This window comes from Eubacterium sp. LMAG:50 (genome assembly GCF_008680265.1).
GTDB lineage: Bacteria > Bacillota > Clostridia > Lachnospirales > Lachnospiraceae > Eubacterium_U > Eubacterium_U album.
On the sequence record NZ_NALP01000004.1, the window covers coordinates 53,548 to 75,588 of the forward strand.

The following is a 22,041-nucleotide window of genomic DNA, read 5'->3' on the forward strand; positions in this document are numbered from 1 at the left end:
TTTTTCTTTATGCTAAAGGATTTTTATAAAATTCTTTAAATTCATTATATCCCTGTTCTTCTAACTGACTCTTCTGGAATTTTTTGTTCTTATTCATTCTTGCAACAAGAACCTGATTTCCTGTTTTTCTTTCTTCCTGTGCTTTAGCGATTACTTCACATAATCTTTCACCATTAACACCTTTTTCTATTAAATAAGCTACCTTCTTATTCTCTGTTGGAACTTTAAATCCCTGTTCCATTAACAATAAAACGATTCTTTCAAATCCAATAGAAAATCCACACGCAGGAACATCTCTTCCTGTAAAATTACCAACCATCTTATCGTAACGTCCACCGCCACCGCAGCTTCCGCCAAATTCAGGGATTGCAATTTCAAATATTGTTCCTGTATAATATGACATTCCTCTAACCAATGTTGGATCAAATACTATTTCAAATTCTGAAGCTTTAGTAGCTCTTACACTATCAATAATTTCTTCCATCCACTGCTTTACGTCATCGTCCATAAATCCGTCTAATTTTTCTGCTAAATAAGTAACCGGATTTTCTTTGTTTTCAATTTCTTTGAATAAATTTGTGTATTTTTCTACTGATTCTTCATCAAAATCATACTTAATAAGTTCTTCTTTTACACCTTCAAGTCCAATCTTATCCATCTTATCAAGAATGATAAATACACTATCATAACTTTCTTCCGGGAATCCACTATATGCAGCCATTGCCTTTAAGATTCTTCTTTCGTTAATACGAATCTGGAAATTCTTGAATCCAAGTTTGCCAAGCGTTGTTGTTGTTGCAAGAATAAGTTCGATTTCTGCAAGATTACTTGGTTCACCTAATATATCAATATCGCACTGCATAAACTGACGATATCTTCCTCTCTGTGGTCTGTCAGCTCTCCATACATTGCCCATCTGGAGTGCCTTAAATGGTGAAGGAAGATTATTTGCATTATTTGAATAAAATCTAACAAGAGGTACTGTCAAATCATATCTCAAACCATTATCAACAACATCCATTTCTGTCTGTGCTGTTTCAAGATTTAATTTTTCTCCTCTTTTTAAAATCTTAAAAATCAGCTTTTCATTTTCTCCACCCTGCTTGTTACTTAAGTTAGCAATATTTTCAACACAAGGTGTTTCTATCTGAGTAAATCCAAAAGCACTATATGTTTCTTTAATTACGTCCATTACGTAGTTTCTTATCTTCATTTCCTCCGGAAGAATTTCTTTCATTCCGGTAACCGGTTTTTTACTTAAGGCCATCTTATTTCTCCTCTATTTAACACTGATTTAACTATAAAATTTTACACTCTTTTTGTGAAATACTCAACCTTTTATTTATAATTTGTCAAAGTATTCTTTTTTTCTAGCAATCATTTCATCAATTCTATCAATATATTGGTCTACATTCTTTACATTATCTATTCTTTTTGCACTTAATCTGTCTTCTGACATAATTTTCGTTGTGCCGCCCGCTCCAAGTGCAAAAACATCCTGTCTGTCTCCCATCATCAAAATATTATACAGGCATTCTTTGCCATAAACTGAATATCCGACATTTTCCTGATTTCCAGCCATATTCTTTTGTCTATATAAATAATACGGTTTCATATTCATTTCTTTTGAGTAATCCATTGTAATATTCATTAATTTAGAATTATTTTCATAAGTATAATCCTGATATTTTTCTTTTTCAGTATTAAGTCTGGCTGCTCTTTTTACTGCTAATGAATGTACTGTAAGACTTTCCGGATTAAGTTTTTTCGTCTCCTCCATTGAATGTCTAACCATATCTACCGTCTCATTAGGAAGTCCTATTATAAAGTCCATATTTATATTGTCAAAGCCTTTTTTTCTTGCAAGATTAAAGGCTTTAATAACCTGCTCTACAGTATGTCTTCTTCCAATTATATCTAAAGTTTCCTGATTCATTGTTTGTGGGTTAATTGATATTCTTGATACATTATGTTTTTTTAACATATCTAGTTTATCTGATGTAATACTATCAGGTCGTCCCGCTTCAACCGTAAACTCCTTAACAGTTGAAAAATCAAAATTATCTTTTAATGCTGTAATTAATTTATCAAGCTGATAAGGCTCTAGTGTTGTGGGTGTTCCCCCACCAATATAAACACTATTAAGTTCCCTGTCTTTTAATCTGCTTCCTACATATTCTATTTCTTTTATCAATGCATCAACATATGTATCTGTTTTATCTTTGTAAAATGAAACAGGATATGATGTAAACGAGCAATAAAGACATGTTGTTGGGCAAAATGGGATACCAATATAAAGGCTATAACCCTGTTTATAATTTATATCCTTTAAAATTTCATGTTCTCTTTTTGCAATATACATTGCCAAATCTAATTTTTCATCAGAAATCATATACGTTTCTTTCATATATCTTCTGATTTCTTCTTCTTTTTTTCCTTCTTCATAAAGAAGCGCCGGTATTTTTGCAGGTCTGATTCCCGTCAAATCTCCCCACGGCAATTCTTTTCCTGTATCAATTTGCATTCCACGATATAAAAGCTTTTTAAGAATATTCTTTGTCTCTTTTCTATTTGAAAAGTCGCATTTTTCATATCCTTCAAAAAGCTTTTTATCATTATCATATAGTTCAAATCTTATTTCATTTTCAAAATAAACCTTAACAATCCTATAAGAATTATCTACAACCTGGTTTACTTTAAAATCATGTTCTGAATAAAAGGCTTTAACTAATGACTGCACATCATATGCAAACTGTTCAGGCATAATCTGTATATCTATCATCTGTAAAATCCTTTTTCAAATTCAATTTTTGTACTATCCATATGTCCCGGTAAAACAACAGTTTCGTCAGGAAGTACTAATAATTTTGTTTTAATGGAATTAATAATCTGGCTATCACTTCCACCCGGAAAATCCGTTCTTCCACGGCTTGCCTGAAATAATGTATCTCCGCTAAATAACAAGCCATGATTTGGCAAATAATAACAGCAGCTTCCCTCTGTATGACCGGGTGTTAATATCATATTCATCAAAATTCCTGCTATTTCAATTTCCTGTCCATCTTTTAAATAAACATCTGGAGTAACTGTAAATGGTTCTCCGAAATAACTTGTAAGATTTTTTGTAGTATCTGTTATTGTGTCCTTTTCTGCCTCAGAAGCATATACTGTTAAATCATATCTTTCCTTAAGCTTGTCTACTGCTCCGATATGGTCAAAATGACCATGTGTAAGGATGATTGCAACCACTTTCATATCCATTGAATTAATATAATTTGTTATTTTAACAAAATCATCACCCGGGTCCACAATGAATCCTTCTTTTGTATCCTTGTTGCAGCATACATAACAATTTGTATAGCAACTGCTAACTGTCAAACATTTTATTTCTAACTCTGCCATTTAAATTCTCCCATTTTTATTATATCAGCCTGTAGTTCTTTCAATATCAATGATGCTGTCAATTGTTCTTATTTTTGCAATAAGTTCTCTTAATTCATCTGTTCCCTGAATCTGGAAAGTCATTGATATTGTAGCAACTCCTGACTTGCTTGTTCTACTGTTTATGCTTAAAACATCAATTTTTCTTTCAGTAAATACTTTTGATAAATCTGCTAAAATACCAATTCTGTTATTAGCATAAATAGTAATTTCAGAATTATATTTTCCTGTCTGTTTTGTTTCATCTTCAGCCCAGCTTGCTTCAATCAATCTGCCTCTTTCTATATCAGGCAAATTAATGATGTTCGTACAATCTGTTCTATGTATCGATAATCCTCGACCTCTCGTAACAAATCCAACAATTTCGTCACCCGGAACCGGACTACAACATTTAGAAAATCTTGCAGCCACATCATTCATTCCTTCAACAATAACTCCACTCTTTGAAGTAGTTTTTCTGATTCCATTGTTCTTATTGTCATCAACTGAATCTAATACATCTTTATCGCTTACAATCGTCTTATGAACTTTGTTATATTCATCAAGAAGTTTATTTACAATCTGTCCTTCTTTTAATCCACCATGACCTACAGATGCAACTACTGAATCCCAGTCCTTAAATCCGTATTTCAAACGAACCTTATCAGTAAATTCAGGTTTCATAATATCTGATAAAACAATTGCTTTTGCTTTACAGTATTTATCTATTAAATCTTTACCTTTAATAATATTTTCTTCTTTATTCTGTTGCTTAAACCATTGATTAATTTTGTTCTTAGCCTGTGTACTTTTTACAATTTTCAACCAATCCATACTTGGGCCTGTTGAGTTATTAGATGTAACAATTTCTACACGGTCACCATTTTGAATCTTATAATCAATGTTTACCATTTTTCCATTTGCTCTTGCCCCTACCATCTTATTACCTACTGCGCTATGAATGCTGTAAGCAAAGTCTATAGGTGTTGAGCCTGCCGGAAGATTTTTAACATCGCCGTTAGGTGTAAAACAGTAAACGCTGTCAGAAAACATATTTAAATCATCTTTTAAGAGGCTTAAGAATTCTCTGTTATCAGACAAATCTCTCTGCCATTCAAGGATCTGTCTTAACCAGCTGATTTTCTGTTCTTCATTATATTCACCTGTAATATTTTCTTTATATTTCCAGTGTGCTGCGATACCATATTCAGCAGTTCTATGCATGTCATAAGTACGAATCTGTATTTCAAAAGGCTGTCCATTTGGTCCGATAAGCGTTGTATGTAATGACTGATACATATTCGGCTTTGGCATGGCAATATAATCCTTAAATCTTCCCGGTACAGGAGTATACTTTTCATGAATTACACCTAATGCACCATAACATTCCATTACTGTGTCAACAATAATTCGTACCGCAAATACATCGTAAATCTGATCAAGTGTTTTTTGCTGGTTTACCATCTTTTTATAAATACTAAAATAATGCTTTACCCTTCCACCGATTGTTGCCTTAATTCCTGCTTTTTCAATATATGTTTTGACCTGGGCAATCAAATCATTCATAAAATCTTCTCTATGCTCAAGTCTTTCATGTACGCCATCAACTATCTCACGATATTTTTCCGGTTCCAAATATCTTAAAGCCAGGTCATCAAGTTCAATTTTAATTTTAGAAATACCAAGTCTATCCGCTATTGGAGAATAAATATCCATAGTTTCTCTTGATTTTTCTTTTTGTTTTTCAGGCTTCATATACTGTAATGTTCTCATATTATGAAGTCTGTCTGCTAATTTTATCAAAATTACCCTGATATCTTTTGCCATAGCAAGAAACATCTTACGTAAATTTTCTGCCTGTTCTTCAACCTTATCAACATCATAGTCTAATTTTGTAATCTTTGTAACACCATCAACAAGATCTGCTACTTCTTCACTAAATTCCTTAGTAATCTGCTCTTTTGTAACACTTGTATCTTCCATAACATCGTGTAACAAACCTGCAACTATTGATTCTTTATCAAGCTCTAAATCTGCTAATATAATTGCAGTACAAAGAGGGTGAATAATATAAGGTTCACCTGATTTTCTTTTCTGCTCTTTATGAGCTTCTCTTGCCATATTATATGCTTTTTCAATTATTTTCAAATCACCTGCTGAGGGATGATATTTTTTTATTTTTTCAACTAGTCTTTCGTAAAGTTCCTCAGGCGTTGTATGTTCTTCTTCTTTGGGAATCACACCATGATTTTCAATTTTTAATTCATTCATCTTTATGTCGTCGCTCATATATTTTCCCTCTCTTCATACAAATTTTACTATAGCAAAGGATGTAATAATCATAATTGTGTGACAACTTGATCATCTTTCGTAAATATCTATTTATTTTCCATCAAATTTAACTATAGATTCTACTCTATATCCTTCTAACACGTCTCTACCTTTAAGATTCACTAATTCTGTAAGGAATACACACGCTACAACTTCTCCACCTAATCTTTCAATTAACTTTATTGCAGCTTCTACAGTTCCTCCTGTTGCAATAAGATCATCAACAATAACGACCTTCTGTCCTTTTTTAATTGCGTCAGTATGAATTTCTATTTCAGCTGTTCCATATTCAAGACTATACTCTTCACTAATTGTTTCACATGGAAGTTTTCCCTTTTTTCTAATTGGCACAAATGGTTTTCCCATATTATATGCTATAGGTGTTCCAAACATAAATCCTCTTGACTCTAATCCCGCAATCACATCAAAATCTAAATCCTTAATTGTATCTTCCATTGAATCTATTGCAAGCTTAAATCCATCAGAATCCTGCATTACTGTTGTAATATCTCTAAAAATAATTCCCGGTTCAGGAAAATCCGGTATACTTCTTATGTAATCTTCTACTTTACGCATATTTATCCTCCAATATTATGATAACTAATTTTATTTCTATTTTTCATTTTTTTCAATACTCTCATTCCCTATATTATGCCTTATTTTGACATTTTTCTCAATTATAACAATTAAAAACTTATATTTTTAACTAAATCTGTTTATAACAAGTTGTAATTGTGTATTTCCATTGTATTCATTTATGTTTGGATAAAATACAGCCATTATTGTTATATTATTATCCATTCCACGCAAAGCCTTTTTAACCTCTTCATTTCCAAATTTATTTGTTACAAATTCCATAAATTCACTTGTTCTTGAGAATATTATTCCCGGGATTTCATAATTATTTTCATCCCTTAAACTTAGTTTTATAACATTCCCTTCTTTGCCTAAGATTTTCAAATTTTTCACTTTAAGATTTTTTTCAGCAAAACACGGCTTTTCGTTTCCTTTTCCAAAAGGCTTTAACTTTTCTAATTCGTTTACAAATTCTTTAGTTATATAAGGAATTGGTAGTTGCATATCAATCCATACTTTTGAACACAAATCGTCATCCGTAAGAGTTGTAAGTTGATTTAACTTTTCTCTTAATATATCAACATTTTCCAGTGGTAAAGAAAGTCCGGCAGCCAATTTATGACCACCAAATTTCGTAAACAATTCCTTTATCCTACTTAGTTCCTTATACATATCATATTCTTCTATCGAACGACCTGAGCCTTTAACCTCAGTCGCCGTTTTAGTAAGCACGAAACATGGCTTATTATATTTTTCCCTAATTCTTCCTGCTATTATTCCTGCTATACTTTCATGACAGTCTTTCAAATAAATAACAAGTACTTTATCTTCTTTATAATTTTCAGCCTGTTCTATAGCTTTCTTTGTTCCCTCTTCAGTTAATTTTTTTCTTTCGTCATTTAATTCAACCAATTCTGTGGCTATGTCTTTTGCTTTATCCTGATTTTTTTCTCTTAACAAAGCAACTGCCTTTCGTGCTGTATCAAGTCGTCCACTTGCATTTAAACACGGTCCGATTACAAATCCTATATGGTACGAATCAATTATATTTTTATTTAATTTACAAGCATCTATAAGCGCATTTAATCCTATATTTTTTGATTTTCTAAGTAAATCCAGACCATATTTTACAATTATTCTATTTTCATTCTGTAATTCAACCACATCTCCAATAGTTGCTATTGCAACATATTCAAGCAAATAATTTGTTGAACTCATTTCCCTGCCCATTGAATTTACAATTGCTGTAATCAGCTTATAAGCCACTGTCGCTCCACAAATTTCTTTAAATGGATATTCACAATCTGCCTGTTTTGGATTAACAACTGCGTCTGCATTTGGAACAATATATTCCTTAGTGCCGTCTTTCTCTTCAAACGGTACTTCATGATGGTCTGTTATCACTATGGTCATTCCAAGTGATTTTGCATATTCAACCTGCTCATATGCTGCAATTCCATTATCACAAGTTAAAATTGTATCTACTCCATCATCATACGCTTTTTTTATTAAATCTTTGTTAATTCCATATCCGTCTTCAATTCTATGTGGTACAACAATATCGACATTTGCCCCCAGTTTTTCTAATGAATCAAGCAAAATATATCCTGAGCAAATACCATCAATGTCATAATCGCATATTATTCTTATTTTATTTTGCTGGCTTATCTTAATTTTTATTATTTCAACAGCCTTTTCCATATCTTTTAGTAGCCATGGAGAATTGAGTTCATTTATATCGCCATATAAATACTCTTTAATATCTTTGTCTTCTATTATATCCTTATTTCTTATAATTCTTGCCAACATTGGACTAATATTATATTTTTTTGCAATTTGATTAAAATCTGCTTTTTTTGCAAATACAATCCATTTTTCCATATTTGAACCTCAGGTTTAAAATTTTGCTTCTTCTCAGTGATTATACATTCGCCAGTTCTATACCCTCTCTATTTGTGTTATGCACATGGCTTCGCCGTGTATAACACTTCGAATCCGCTTCGCTTCTTCTCAGTGATTATACATTCGCCAGTTCTATACCCTCTCTATTTGTGTTATGCACATGGCTTCGCCGTGTATAACACTTCGAATTCGCTTCGCTTCTTCTCAGTGATTATACATTCGCCAGTTCTATACCCTCTCTATTTGTGTTATGCACATGGCTTCGCCGTGTATAACACTTCGAATTCGCTTCGCTTCTTCTCAGTGATTATACATTCGCCAAATACTTTCATTTTTCTTTGCAAGCAAAAACTGAAAGTATTTGGCTCATTGTGCATAACACAAAATGAACGGCACCTTTTACAGCCCCGTTCATTTTATTATAAAGTATATTTTATGTGTTTTTTAGTTAGCTTTTTTCTTTCCGAATTTCTTAGTAAGAACAAACCAAACAGCACCTGTTATACATACTGATGAGTAAGCACCACATACTAAACCTACCATTAATGGTAATGTAAACTCTTTGATTGATGTAACACCCATGATAAATATCATAAATACCATGATAAATGTTGTTACGTTTGAGTAAATTGTTCTTGTAAGTGTCTGTGTGATACTTAAGTCAACTAATTCTTCTAAGTCATCTCCACGCTTCATTGATGCCTTATTTTCTCTAATTCTATCGAAAATAACGATTGTAGCATTGATAGAATAACCTACAATTGTAAGAAGACATGCAATAAATGTTGTTCCTACTGCTACTCTTGATACTGCATAGAATCCAATAACAACAAGTACGTCATGAATTAATGCAATTACAGCTGCTGAAGCAAACTTAATGTCCTTAAATCTAATCCAAATATAGATTAACATACATATTGTTGCAATGATTGTTGCCCATACAGCATCACTTCTCATTTCTTTACTTACTGTTGCAGAAATCATAGTGTTCTGGAAATTATCCTTGCTGTCTACGGCACCAAATTTTTCAATTAATAATTTTTCAAATGCATCAAATTCATCGCCTTCAAGTTTCTTTGTCTTAATAACGAATTTATTTGAACCAGTTTCTTTCTGTCCCTGAATATCAGATGTTCCTAATGTATCTACAAGTGCAGGTTTAATTTCATCATTAAACTGATCCATTGTATATTCTTTATCAAAGTCAACTGTTACTGAGCTACCACCCTTAAATTCAACGCTTAAGAAGAATGGGTCTTTTCCGGCTGCTGAGTATCCAATCATTGTTGCGAATCCACCAATGATTACAATTATTGAAAGTGCAAAGAATACAACTCTCTTCTTTAAGAAATGAATTGCCTTTCTTGTCTTTTCTTTTCCGTAGAACTTTTCGCCCTGGAATCCTAAATAGTAAAGAATCCATACAAACCACTTAGATACAAATAATGATGTAAATAACTGGAATACAATACTGATAGCTAAAGTCTGAGCAAATCCCTGTACTGTACCTGAACCTCTCCATAAAAGAACTAAAGCTGCGATAAGTGTTGTAATATTTCCATCTACGATAGCTGATTTAGCTTTATCGAAACCAATTGTGATTGCACTCTTAACAGTCTTTCCTGCAGCAATTTCTTCTCTGATTCTGGCATTAATAATAACGTTAGCATCTACTGCCATACCAATACCAAGAATAATACCTGCAATACCAGGTAATGATAATGTCAAGTCAAATGCATTTAATGTAAGCATTTCTAACTCAACGAAAACTACCAATGCTAAACTAGCTGCAACACCGGCAATTCTGTAAACTAATAATAAGAATAAAATAATTATTATAAATCCAATGATACCAGCCTTAATTGACTTACTTAATGCATCAGAGCCAAGCTGGGCACTAACAACTTTGTGACTGATTTCATCCAATGATAAATTCAAAGTACCAATTCTGATATTTGAAGCAAGATTATTAGCTTCATCCATATCTGCCATACCATCAATCTGTGCCTGTCCACCACTGATTGCTGCCTGAACAGTTGGCGCACTAATTACTTCATTATCGTAAATAATGTATGTAGACTTACCAACATACTGTGATGTCATGTTATAGAACTTTGTTGATCCTTCGTCTGTAAATGTTAATGAAACTACTGCTTCAGATTTTTTAGTTTTGCTGTCAGATGACTGCTGTCCCTGAGCATCTGCAATGTCATCACCTGTTAACCAAATCTGATAGTATCCTGCATAATTTCCATCAGTAAGCTGAACATACTTCTTATTTCCGTTTTCATCTGTTTCTGCTAACTGTTCTTCTGTTAAATCTGTAGAACTCTTTGTACAGAAATATAATGAACCCGGTTTACCTAAACGTTCAACTACTTCATCAGCATCATTTGCACCAGGGATATCAACAGTAATTCTGTCATCCCCTTCTTTGTATGCTGTAGCTTCAGTACTAAACTGGTTAACTCTCTGCTGCATCTTATAAACTGTATCAGATAAATCTGTTGCATCCCACTTTGGATTGTCATCAGATACCTGATATGTAACACTTACACCACCTTTGAGGTCAAGTCCCTGTGTGATGTTTGCCGCTTTACCACTATCCTTGTAAGCTCCGAGCCATTTCCAATTTGGAAGACCAAATAAGACAATGCCTCCAAGACACGCGATAATTACAAGAGATAAGATGGCATAAACTATTCCTCTTGTCTTGTTCATTTTCTTCATTTTATAAAACCTCTTTCTTATTCATCAGCTAACGCTGCTTTTATCATTATAGAGCATTCCACTCTTTTTCTTTGCATTTCACATCCAATGTCATATGCATCATTAATTGTGCCATGGAAATTGTAAGAATTAGCTGCACAACCACCACTGCAATAAAACTTAGCAAAACAATTCTTGCATTTTTCTTTAGAATATACATTGCAATTGCCAAATTCTTTTACAATCTCAGGTTTTATAATTCCTTCATCTACATTTCCCATAAGGAAATCTTCATTTCCAACAAATTGGTGACATGGATAGAAATCACCCCATGGCGTTACTGCCAGATATTCCGTTCCCGAACCACATCCTGACAATCTCTTATAAACACAAGGTCCCTGTGTCAAATCAATCATAAAGTGGAAGAAATTAAATCCATTTCCTTTCTTGTATCGATCAATATATTCAAGGGCTAACTTGTCATATTCCTCCATAATCTGTGGAAGATCCTGTTCTCTAATCGAGTATGGGTCTTCTTCCGGTCCGACTACAGGTTCTATTGACATCTGCTTAAATCCTAAATCAGCAAAATGCTTAACATCTTCTGAAAAATCTAAATTATTTCTTGTAAATGTTCCTCTAATATAGTAATTTGTCTGATTTCTGCTTTCTGCTAGTTTCTGGAATTTAGGCACTATCAAATCATAACTGCCTTTTCCTGTTCTAAACGGACGCATTCTGTCGTTTACTTCTTTTCTTCCGTCAAGACTTAATACAACATTAGACATTTCTTTATTTACGAATTCCATTACCTCATCGTTTAACAGAACTCCGTTTGTTGTAAGAGTAAATCTAAATTTCTTGTTATTTGGTTCTTCTAACGAGCGACCATACGCAACTAACTGCTTAACTACATCCCAGTTCATCAATGGCTCTCCGCCAAAAAAGTCAACTTCAAGATTAACTCTGTTACCTGAATTAGCAACTAAGAAATCCAAAGCTTTCTTTCCGACTTCAAAACTCATTAATGCTCTTCTTCCATGATATTCACCTTCTTCTGCAAAACAATACTTACATGCAAGGTTGCAATCATGGGCTATGTGAAGGCATAATGCCTTTACAACTGTCTGTCTCTTTTCTTTAAATTTCTCCACAAATGGTTCGTAAATATCTTCAGTAAACAGCTGTCCATCTTCAACGAGTTCCTTTACTTCTGAAATACATTCTCTTATTTCATCCTCATTATATGATGATTTTAATTTAGAAATTATTTCATCAGCAGAATTCTCCTCATATAATGAAATAACATCGTATGTAATGTCGTCTACAACATGAACTGCTCCACTTTCTACGTCTAATACGATATTATAACCATTACTTTTATACTGGTGAATCACTGTATTTTCTCCTCTCCATTTAATGGTATGTCATAATTTTTTAAAGTTTATGCAATAACGCACTATAACAGAGTCGACAAACGTCGGCTCTGTTATAGACATACTTCATTATAAAATTATTTATTTTCGCAAGTCTGATTTCCTACTGTACAGCTAGTCTTGCATGCTGACTGACATGATGTCTGACATTCGCCACATCCACCTTTTTTCATTGTTTCCTTTAATGTTTTTGATGTTAATGTCTTAATATGTTTCATGATATTCCTCCAGTTTATTTATTTTTGTACAATTCAAAAAATATTATAACACATGAATATATTTTTTCAAACTATTTTTTACTATACAGTTAAAACGTTTTTTCATATTGTTTTTCCTACATCACCCTGCCATTCCTCCAAGCATTCCACCTGCTAATGAAGTTATTAAAGCTGGTACCATTTTCACCACACTAGACTCTCCATTATGTGCTATTGCAAATGCCACAATCATTATCATTCCTATATAAATTCCACCTGTCAGCGCTCCCCATAAAAACTTCCTTTTGTTTTTTACTTTTCCTATAATCATCCCACCAATAAATGTAACTATCCCATATACTACCATTACTATTACTTTGTACCCAAAATCACTTACTTTTAATTTATATGTAATAAACGAAGCCAGCAATATAACAACTGCCGTAAGTACTAATTGTGCAAAAATCACCTTAATTATTGATAAAACTGTTTCTTTCATTCCTTTTTCCAATTTTGCTTTTTACAATTCTATTTCATTATTTATAAAATATGACTATTTGGAATACTTTTTTATTTAAAAAGGAAAATATGCGCCATTCTTGACATCAAGTTTAGTATTTTGTACAATATCCTAAATGTACGCATAGAATTATGTACATAAATATTTATTTAATTAAGGAGTGATATTGTGGGACCCAGTGACATAGCTATGCTATGTGTATTATTAGTTTTAATTTTACTATCTGCATTTTTTTCATCTGCAGAAACGGCTTTAACAACAGTTAATAAGATGCGTATTCGTATGTTAGTTGATGATGGCAATAAACGTGCCCTTATCCTTGATAAAGTAATAAAGCATCAGTCAAAAATGCTTAGCACCGTTTTAATAGGAAACAACATAGTAAATATAGGTGCCTCTGCTATTTCCACTTTATTTGTACAAAATGTATTTGGAAATATATATGTAAGTATCGGCACGTTCGTTCTTACTTTTGTTGTATTGATTTTTGGTGAAATAATTCCAAAGACAGTTGCCGGTATTCATTCAGAAAATGTAGCACTTTCATACGCAAGAGTTATTTCAATTCTTATGTTTGTTTTAACTCCTATCATTTTTATAATTGATAATTTTTCAAAATTAATTTTAATGATATTACGTGTTGATACGTCATCAAAATCTTCTCATTTTACAGAAGATGAATTAAGAACAATTATGGATGTAAGTCAGGAAGAAGGAATCATCGAGTCCGAAGAATTAGACATGATTAACAATGTGTTTGATTTTGGTGACGCAAGAGCTAAAGACATCATGGTTCCAAAGGTTGACATATCAATGATAAGTACTACTACAACTTACGATGAATTGTTAGATTTAGTTAAACGTGATAAATTTACACGAATTCCTGTTTATAAAGACAGCACTGACAACATAATAGGTGTTATAAATATCAAAGATATGATTATTAATCATGTCACAAAAGATAATTTCAAACTTGAAGAATTAATGCGTGAGCCTTATTATACTTACGCACAAAAAGAACTTAACAATCTTCTTATTGAAATGCGTGATAATGACACAAGTCTATGTATTGTCCTTGATGAATATGGTTTAGCTGAAGGGTTGATTACACTTGAAGATATTATCGAAGAGATTGTTGGTGAAATACGAGACGAATTTGATGAAGACGAAAAACGTGTCATTAGGAAAATAAATGAAAATCAATATATCGTTGAAGGTTCTATCAACCTTGATGATTTAAACGATCAGTTAGGGTTAGATATTGATTCTGAGCATTACGAGTCAATTGGCGGGCTCATAATCGAAAACCTTGAGCGTCTTCCTGATATTGGCGACAGTGTTACTATTGGTAACTGCACATTAAAAGTAGAAAAAATGGATGATAAACGTATCGACTCTGTTCGAATTACAATACATCCTATAAAGAAAGATAACCCTGATGAACAGGAGCAATAAAAAAGTGCCGGGATTTAATCTCCCGGCATTTTCTATTCTATATAATTCCCTTTAAGAGTGTTTCAAAATCTTTAGCCACTTTAGAAGCTACTTCTTTAACCTCTTCATCATTTAATTCCTTATCTGACAAGCCTGCTGCTTTATTTGTTATGCAACTTATACCACACACTTTTATTTGAAGGTAATTTGCAACCATTGCTTCAACTGCTGTACTCATTCCAACTGCATCTGCTCCAAGCTTTTTATACATTTGTATTTCTGCAGGAGTTTCATAATTAGGTCCGGTAGCCTGCAAATAAACACCTTCTTTTAATTCAATATTCTCTCTATCCGCTACGCTTCTAATTACCTGTTGCAATTTTTTATTATATACGCATGACATATCAGGAAATCTTAGGCCAAATCTTTCATCATTTTTTCCAATTAAAGGTGACGGAACAAATGAAGTAATGTGATCTGTAATCATCATAAGATTTCCTACTTCAAAGTTGTCTCCTATACCGCCTGCAGCATTTGTAAGTATTATTTTTTTAGTTCCCATTAATTTCATAAAATATATTGGAGTCACTACTTCTTTCATGCTATATCCTTCATAATAATGAATTCTTCCCTCCATTACTATTACCGCCTTATTATTTATATAGCCAAAAAGCATCCTTCCCTTATGTCCTGTATTTGTCGTTATAGGGAAACCTTCTATTTCACTATACTTAATGCTCTTTACATCTTCTATATTATTAGCGAACCCACCTAATCCTGAGCCTAAAATTATGGCTGTTATTTCTTCATTTTTGCAAAATTCTTTTAATGATAGTTTTTCTTTTACCTGTGTACACATTTTTTCTATTGTTTCATAAAATAATTCCATAATATACACCATCCTTCTAAATTAAATAACTACTAAATTATCTCAATCACTATTTTTATCAATTACATCTATTATAAAGACTCAAATTCATTTTTATATTTAAAGGAAATCAGATTTAATTATATCACATTTTCGTTTTTTCACGAACTTTTCCACTAGTTTTTTTTTTAACTTTAAAATCTTTTCTATTTTTCTGTATATTTTTGCACTTTTTTACTTGAATATTTTGTCTTATTACCTTATCATATTGTGTAGAAAAAAATTGGATAAGGAGGAACTTATGCGACATTTAATTAGTCCTCTGGATTTTTCTGTAGAAGAGCTTGACGATTTACTTGATCTTGCATCTGACATTGAAAAGAACCCAGACAAATATAAAGAAGCCTGCAAAGGTAAAAAAATCGCAACTTTATTCTATGAACCAAGTACAAGAACACGTCTTAGTTTTGAGGCTGCCATGATTAACTTAGGTGGCAGTGTTTTAGGATTTTCTTCAGCTGATTCAAGTTCAGCCTCCAAAGGAGAAAGTGTTTCTGATACTATTCGAATTATTTCATGTTACGCTGATATTTGTGCAATGCGTCATCCTAAAGAAGGTGCTCCTTTAGTTGCAGCATCTAAATCATCTATTCCCGTAATCAACGCAGGTGATGGCGGACATCAGCATCCAACTCAGACTCTCACAGATTTAATGACAATAAGATCCTTAAAAGGACGTTTAAACAATCTCACAATCGGTCTTTGTGGTGACTTAAAATTCGGACGAACAGTTCATTCACTTATAAATGCACTTTTAAGATATGAAAATATATCATTTGTTCTTATCTCACCACCGGAATTACGAGTTCCAGAATATATAAGAGAAAACTTAACAAAAGCCGGTGCACCTTTTAAAGAAGTGACAAAACTTGAAGATGTTATGAGTGACTTAGATATTTTATACATGACACGTGTACAAAAGGAACGTTTCTTTAACGAAGAAGACTATATTAGAATGAAAGACAGTTATATTTTAGATAAAAGAAAAATGAAACTTGCAAAAGATGATATGCTCGTACTTCATCCACTTCCTCGTGTAAATGAAATATCTGTTGAGGTAGATGACGACCCACGTGCTGTATATTTTAAGCAGGTTCAATACGGAGTTTACGTTCGTATGGCTCTTATTCTCACACTTTTGGAGGTGAAAATATGATAAATGTAGACCAGATTAACAACGGATTTGTATTAGACCACATTCAGGCAGGTCGTGCAATGGCAATCTACAAATACCTTGGATTAGACAAATTAGATTATCAGGTTGCCATTATAAAAAATGCACGTAGTGCTGTTATGGGTAAAAAAGATATAATTAAAGTCGAAGGTCCTTTAGACATTGTTGATTTTGATGTTTTAGGATTTATCGACCACAATATAACAGTAAATATTATAAAAGACGGTGTTTTAACAGATAAAAAAGAATTACATTTACCTGATTCAATCACAAATGTTCTTCACTGTAAAAACCCTCGTTGCATTACTTCTATCGAGCAGGAATTAAAACACATATTTATATTAACTGATAAAGAAAAAGGATTGTACAGTTGTAAATACTGTGAAGAAAAACAGGGAATTCTTTGGGAAAAATTATAATCTATGCAAATTAAAAAATCAGCCGGGTTGGCTGATTTTTTTTATATTAATGAGTAGGACTGTAAGCCGGGTTATGTCATGAATGGTCATCTATCTAGACATATTGTTACCAATATGTTCAAGCGACCTACCCGAAAGCAAGCGGGCCACTTTATGCTTTCTGTTCAGTCTTGCTTCGAATGGGGTTTACAATGCCCTTTCTGTTACCAAAAAGGCGGTAGTCTCTTACACTGCCCTTTCACCCTTACCGGAGAATATCCGGCGGTCTGCTCTCTGTTGCACTTTCCTGGGAGTCACCTCCACCGGCCGTTAGCCGGCATCCTGCCCTATGAAGCCCGGACTTTCCTCGTCTGCGTCCTTTCGGCAATAGCATCCGCGACCATTTATCCTACTCACAAATAACTACAATATCATAAATCATACTTTAAAGCAACTTCCACCTGTAAATTCCCTAAGCAAAGAATTGTTTGGAACATTCTCATTTGAAGTTCCAACAACATAATCTAAAAACTTAAGAAGTCTTTTTGCTTCTAAATATTCTTCTGCATCTTTTGGCACACTAAACAATGCCGGTTCAGCATACTGCTTAAGTACCGCAAGTTCATAAACTAACGCTGAATTAAATATCGCATCTGCACATTCCTGATATGGGAAAATATTATTTTCCTCTCCTCTTCTTACGCGGTGCCACATTTCTATAGTTGCTGCAGCAGATGTGCCTCTTGTTCTTGCATCCCTTACAATTCTTCTTATAAGACGTAAATCCGTTGTAGGAATTCTATTATGTTCATCTACATTAAGTGGTGTAAGTGCACTTACATAAATTTTAAATTTAGATTCATTTGGCAATGAATATGACATCTTATCATTAAGGCAATGAATTCCTTCTATAACAAGAATATCGTCATCATTAAGTTTCAAATAATCTTTGTGATACTCTCTTTTTCCTGTAACGAAATTAAATTCAGGCATTTCAACCTTTTCACCTTTTAAAAGTCGCTCCATAATCTCGTTAAACAACTTTACATCTAAAGCTTCAATCACTTCATAATCTAACTTTCCATCTTCATCTACCGGAGTATCTTCTCTATTTTTAAAGAAGTTATCAACCGGAATTGGATGTGGCTTTAATCCCTGTGCCATAAGCTGAATTGATAATCTATGTGAAAATGAAGTCTTGCCTGAGGATGAAGGACCTGCTATCATAACAAATTTAACACCCTGTCTATTCGCTATTTCTGTCGCAATGTCAGCAATTTTCTTTTCCTGCAAAGCTTCCTGAACAAGCATAATATTTCCGATTGTTCCATTTGTTATTTTGTCATTTACGGCTCCAATTGTAGGAACCCCCATCATCTCTCCCCACTGTGTAGCTTCCTTTAATACTTCAAATACCTTTTCCTGTGGTTTAAATTCAGGCACCTTATCAGGCTCTTCTTTTGTAGGCATCTGAAGCACAAAACCATTGTCATATTGTATTAATTTAAAATATTTAAGTACTCCTGTTGAATATGTCATATATCCATAATAGTAATCATCGAATCCACCCATATGATATACATTTACACGGGATGATCTTCTGTACTTAAATAAATTTTCCTTGTCATACATTCCAAGTTCTCCGAAAAGCTTAATTGCTTCATCTGTCGACAAGGATTCCTTTGTTATAAGAACATCTTTTTCAACTAAGCCTCTCATTTCAGCTTCAACACTATCAAGCAATTTCTGCGTAACTGTAACTTTTCCATAAATTCGACAAAAATATCCTTTACTTACAGAATACTGTACTGATATTTTGTCTATGTTCTCACCGTCACACACTTTGTAAAATGCTTTCATCATTAAAAATGTCATAGAACGTCTGTAACAGTCATTACCAATCTTAGTATCCGTTGTAATAAACTTAACTTCACAGTCCTCATCAACTTTCTTTGATAATTCACACAAAACTCCATCGCATTCTGCTAAAACAATATCATTTGAATACTGATTTTTAAAATCTTTAGCAATTTCATACAATGTTGTCTTACTTGTATATTCTTTTTCCATAGAACCTACTTTGACTTTAACCATTCAAACCCCTTGCCTTTCTGTTTAACTTGCGTAACCGGCGAATTTCAATGTTTCGTCCTATTACGCTGTCATTACAATCCAAAACATCTAAAATCTGTGTGTATTTTTCATATTCTTTATCAAGGAACTCCTTAAATACATCACTTTGTTTTTCAATCAAACATCTTCCATAAATTAATTCTTCCGGTGAATATTTGTTCTGTTCTCTTCCCGGAACCACCTTCATAATTGTATAATATTTGCCATTATCTTTAACCATTGTTTCATCAATAATTTTCCAATTATTCTCCATCATGTTCTTTCTAACAAAATCCTTATCAGAATGAGGTGATAAAATCATCTCTTTAAGCGTTCCGATAACCGGAGAATTTTTTATAATGTCAATCATAAGTTCTCCACCCATTCCTGCGATAACAACTGACTGAACCATGCCCGGCTCAAGTTTTTCCATTCCATTTGACTGAATTGCTTTAATCTTATCCTGCAATTCTTCCATATGGATATTTTCTGTCGCCCTATCAATTGGGCCCTTATTAATATCCATTGCATATGCTTTCGGTGCGATTTTGTTCTTAGTTAAATAAATTGGAATATATCCATGATCTGTTCCTATGTCTGCCACCACATATCCCGGTGTAACCATGTCTGCAACTGCCTGTAGTCTTTTTGATAATGTCATTTGTACAACTCCTGATTTAATTTAATGTAATGTGTATTTTTCCAAGCTGTGCTTTAGCCTGAATTATATTCTGCATCTCAGAAATATCTGTTGCATTTTTTGCCCTGTCATCAAGGCTTTTCTTTTTTATAAGAATCACTGCATCATTAACTGCTTTTTCCTTTTCCTGCATAGTCAGATTTTGATTTATAAGTGGCGAATTAAACAATGCTGCCACTTTCTTATGCTCATCCTCATCTTGGAAATTGTCAATTATTTTTGCAGGATTTGCTTCATTTTCTTCCATCTGTGCCCAAAAAATGCCTGCCACTCTTTTATAAAAATCATCAGAAAAATCTGAAGGCGAAACATACTTTGCAACACATTCAAAAATATTTTTTTCTTCAATAAGCCAGGTTAACAAAATCTGCTGTGCAAGCACTACTGCCTCTTCCTTTTCTTTATTTCCTGACTTAATTGTTTCTTTTTCTTCTCTTTGTTTCTTTCCAATGTAATTAAGACCTTTCTTCTTGACAAGCTGTCTTAATCCATCTAACGGAATATTAAAAGTTCTGCATACTGATTCAAGATAGTTATTTCTTTCTATCTCATCTTCAAATTCCAAAAGCATATCTGCTACTTTATTATGAAATTCTGTCTTTTCAGATGGATCATATAAATTATATTCGTTCATAAGTGTTCCAACCTGGAATATAAAATAATTAGTAGCCTTCTCTATTCTTTCTTCATACGCTTCAGGTCCTAATGCCTTAATAAACTCATCAGGGTCTTTATAAGGCTTCATGCTTAATACTTTGATTGAAAGTCCGGCTTCTCTTAAAATAGGTATGGCTCTTAAAGCCGCTTTTATTCCCGCTCCATCGCTGTCAAATGTAAGGACAACCTCTTTTGCATATCTCTTAATAAGCGACGCATGACCTGAAGTAAATGATGTTCCAAGTGCAGCTACCGCATTATTAAATCCTGCCTGATGAAGAGATATAACATCCATATATCCCTCACAGATAAGTAAATAATCCTTTCTGCTTGTTCTTGCAATATTAAGTCCATATAAATTACGGCTTTTATCAAAAACCTTTGTTTCAGGAGAATTTAAGTATTTAGGCTTACCATCACCCATAACTCTTCCACCAAAGGCAATAACTTTATTATTTACATCCATAATAGGAAACATTACCCTGTTCCAGAATTTATCATGAACGCCCTTTTCTTCAAATGTAAATAATCCTGTTTCCTTTAAAATGTCATCCTTATATCCTTTGCTTTTCATATATTTATATAATGAATCACTGTATTTATCAGAATATCCAAGTCCAAAACCTGTAATTGTGTTATCTGACAATTCTCTTCCACGCAAATAATGATATGCCAAAGCACCTTTTTCGGATTTAAGCATATAATAATAAAATTTCGCTGCCAAAGTGTTTATTGTTAATATTTGAGATCTTTTATCTGCATTCTCCTTTTCTTCCTTTGACCTGGTAACCTGTGGCAATTCTATTCCTGCTCTGGAAGCTAACATCTGAACTGCTTCTATGAAAGAGTAGTTTTCATATTTCATTACAAATGAAATAACATTTCCTCCTTCACCACATCCGAAACAATAATACATTTGTTTTCCCGGAGAAACAGAAAAAGACGGTGATTTTTCATTATGAAATGGACAAAGTCCAAAATAATTAGCACCTTTCTTCTGTAATTTAACATATTCACTTATTACATCTACTATGTCATTTTGATTTCTTACTTCTTCTATTATTTCATCAGGATAAAACATATTGTTCCTCCACTCATATTAATAAGCATTGCCTCTCCATTTGGTTGGCGGTCATTAGTTAAAAGCATTCATTAGAAACGAACTTCGTTTATTTTGTTAATTTCTATAATTACTAACTGATATTATACAACAAAATCAGCTATGTATCAGATATTTTTTTACAACTTTTTTCATTATAACGATTAAAAATACCATTTCAAAAATTGAAATGGTATTTTTAATCGTTATAATTTTAATCAAAACAAATGCAGTCGATGGGACTTGAACCCACACTTTCTTGCGAAAACATGAACCTGAATCATGCGCGTATACCAATTCCGCCACGACTGCAAAAAGCCTCTTATTTGCTTAACTTTCTTAATTTTCATCCTATATATTACTATCATATTATGCCGGAAATAGCAAGCATTTTTGCAAATAAGAGAGATGGATTATTTATCATAATTCATTTGAACTTTCCCTAATG

At 32.9% G+C, this 22,041-nt stretch carries 17 protein-coding genes, 1 tRNA gene and 1 other RNA gene; 3 read left to right on the top strand and 16 right to left on the bottom strand.

What is annotated here, in order from left to right; genetic code table 11:
- Window positions 1-7 precede the first annotated feature (7 nt).
- The 10 genes from hisS to CCC31_RS00460 form a co-directional block, all read right to left on the bottom strand.
- Window positions 8-1,267: a histidine--tRNA ligase gene (gene hisS, locus CCC31_RS00415; RefSeq protein WP_022088154.1), complete on the bottom strand. Its 1,260-nt coding sequence runs from the start codon at window positions 1,265-1,267 to the stop codon at window positions 8-10.
- A 75-nt stretch (window positions 1,268-1,342) separates the two neighbouring features.
- Window positions 1,343-2,782, bottom strand: a complete 1,440-nt coding sequence (gene hemZ / locus CCC31_RS00420; RefSeq protein ID WP_290848893.1) for a coproporphyrinogen dehydrogenase HemZ — start codon at window positions 2,780-2,782, stop codon at window positions 1,343-1,345.
- Window positions 2,779-3,402: an MBL fold metallo-hydrolase gene (locus CCC31_RS00425; protein WP_022088156.1), complete on the bottom strand. Its 624-nt coding sequence runs from the start codon at window positions 3,400-3,402 to the stop codon at window positions 2,779-2,781. Before CCC31_RS00425 ends, hemZ begins: the two co-directional genes overlap by 4 nt.
- A 24-nt stretch (window positions 3,403-3,426) precedes the next feature.
- Complete coding sequence (locus CCC31_RS00430; protein WP_118565159.1) at window positions 3,427-5,691, bottom strand: bifunctional (p)ppGpp synthetase/guanosine-3',5'-bis(diphosphate) 3'-pyrophosphohydrolase; 2,265 nt, start codon at window positions 5,689-5,691, stop codon at window positions 3,427-3,429.
- Window positions 5,692-5,802: 111 nt separating this feature from the next.
- Window positions 5,803-6,327 (bottom strand): adenine phosphoribosyltransferase, encoded by a 525-nt coding sequence (locus CCC31_RS00435; RefSeq protein ID WP_290848894.1) that lies wholly within the window; start codon window positions 6,325-6,327, stop codon window positions 5,803-5,805.
- Between the two features lie 126 nt (window positions 6,328-6,453).
- Window positions 6,454-8,208: a single-stranded-DNA-specific exonuclease RecJ gene (gene recJ / locus CCC31_RS00440; protein WP_290848895.1), complete on the bottom strand. Its 1,755-nt coding sequence runs from the start codon at window positions 8,206-8,208 to the stop codon at window positions 6,454-6,456.
- 465 nt (window positions 8,209-8,673) lie between these two features.
- Window positions 8,674-10,959 (bottom strand): protein translocase subunit SecD, encoded by a 2,286-nt coding sequence (gene secD, locus CCC31_RS00445; protein WP_290848896.1) that lies wholly within the window; start codon window positions 10,957-10,959, stop codon window positions 8,674-8,676.
- Window positions 10,960-10,976: 17 nt separating this feature from the next.
- Window positions 10,977-12,335, bottom strand: a complete 1,359-nt coding sequence (gene scfB / locus CCC31_RS00450; RefSeq protein WP_290848897.1) for a thioether cross-link-forming SCIFF peptide maturase — start codon at window positions 12,333-12,335, stop codon at window positions 10,977-10,979.
- Window positions 12,336-12,451: 116 nt separating this feature from the next.
- Window positions 12,452-12,592, bottom strand: a complete 141-nt coding sequence (gene scfA / locus CCC31_RS00455) for a six-cysteine ranthipeptide SCIFF (protein WP_022088117.1) — start codon at window positions 12,590-12,592, stop codon at window positions 12,452-12,454.
- 121 nt (window positions 12,593-12,713) lie between these two features.
- Window positions 12,714-13,070, bottom strand: coding sequence for a TIGR04086 family membrane protein (locus tag CCC31_RS00460; RefSeq protein ID WP_117909222.1), 357 nt, complete (start codon window positions 13,068-13,070; stop codon window positions 12,714-12,716).
- Window positions 13,071-13,259: 189 nt separating this feature from the next.
- Here CCC31_RS00460 and CCC31_RS00465 point away from each other — a divergent pair, with 189 nt between their 5' ends.
- Window positions 13,260-14,546, top strand: a complete 1,287-nt coding sequence (locus CCC31_RS00465; protein WP_243003014.1) for a hemolysin family protein — start codon at window positions 13,260-13,262, stop codon at window positions 14,544-14,546.
- Between the two features lie 37 nt (window positions 14,547-14,583).
- On the opposite strand, the gene CCC31_RS00470 is transcribed toward CCC31_RS00465, so the two are convergent.
- A complete protein-coding gene (locus CCC31_RS00470) occupies window positions 14,584-15,414 on the bottom strand; it encodes a purine-nucleoside phosphorylase (RefSeq protein ID WP_290848898.1) in 831 nt (276 codons plus the stop codon).
- 280 nt (window positions 15,415-15,694) lie between these two features.
- Between CCC31_RS00470 and pyrB the strand changes: the two genes are divergently transcribed.
- Together pyrB and CCC31_RS00480 are read left to right on the top strand one after the other, a co-directional pair.
- A complete protein-coding gene (gene pyrB / locus CCC31_RS00475; RefSeq protein ID WP_117909218.1) occupies window positions 15,695-16,609 on the top strand; it encodes an aspartate carbamoyltransferase in 915 nt (304 codons plus the stop codon).
- Entirely contained in the window at window positions 16,606-17,046 is a 441-nt protein-coding gene (locus CCC31_RS00480; RefSeq protein WP_022088122.1) for an aspartate carbamoyltransferase regulatory subunit, read from the top strand. The genes pyrB and CCC31_RS00480 overlap by 4 nt, the downstream gene beginning before the upstream one ends.
- A gap of 46 nt (window positions 17,047-17,092) precedes the next feature.
- Here CCC31_RS00480 and rnpB read toward each other — a convergent pair.
- The 5 genes from rnpB to CCC31_RS00505 all read right to left on the bottom strand — a co-directional run bounded on the left by rnpB (window position 17,093) and on the right by CCC31_RS00505 (window position 21,905).
- Window positions 17,093-17,441: RNase P RNA component class A (gene rnpB / locus CCC31_RS00485), an RNA gene on the bottom strand.
- A gap of 22 nt (window positions 17,442-17,463) precedes the next feature.
- Window positions 17,464-19,119 (bottom strand): nucleoside kinase, encoded by a 1,656-nt coding sequence (locus CCC31_RS00490; protein WP_022088123.1) that lies wholly within the window; start codon window positions 19,117-19,119, stop codon window positions 17,464-17,466.
- A complete protein-coding gene (locus CCC31_RS00495; RefSeq protein ID WP_260978045.1) occupies window positions 19,112-19,798 on the bottom strand; it encodes a class I SAM-dependent methyltransferase in 687 nt (228 codons plus the stop codon). Before CCC31_RS00495 ends, CCC31_RS00490 begins: the two co-directional genes overlap by 8 nt.
- A 16-nt stretch (window positions 19,799-19,814) precedes the next feature.
- A complete protein-coding gene (gene dnaG, locus CCC31_RS00500) occupies window positions 19,815-21,575 on the bottom strand; it encodes a DNA primase (RefSeq protein WP_260978046.1) in 1,761 nt (586 codons plus the stop codon).
- A 246-nt stretch (window positions 21,576-21,821) separates the two neighbouring features.
- Window positions 21,822-21,905: transfer RNA gene (locus CCC31_RS00505), tRNA-Leu, on the bottom strand.
- Window positions 21,906-22,041 lie beyond the last annotated feature (136 nt).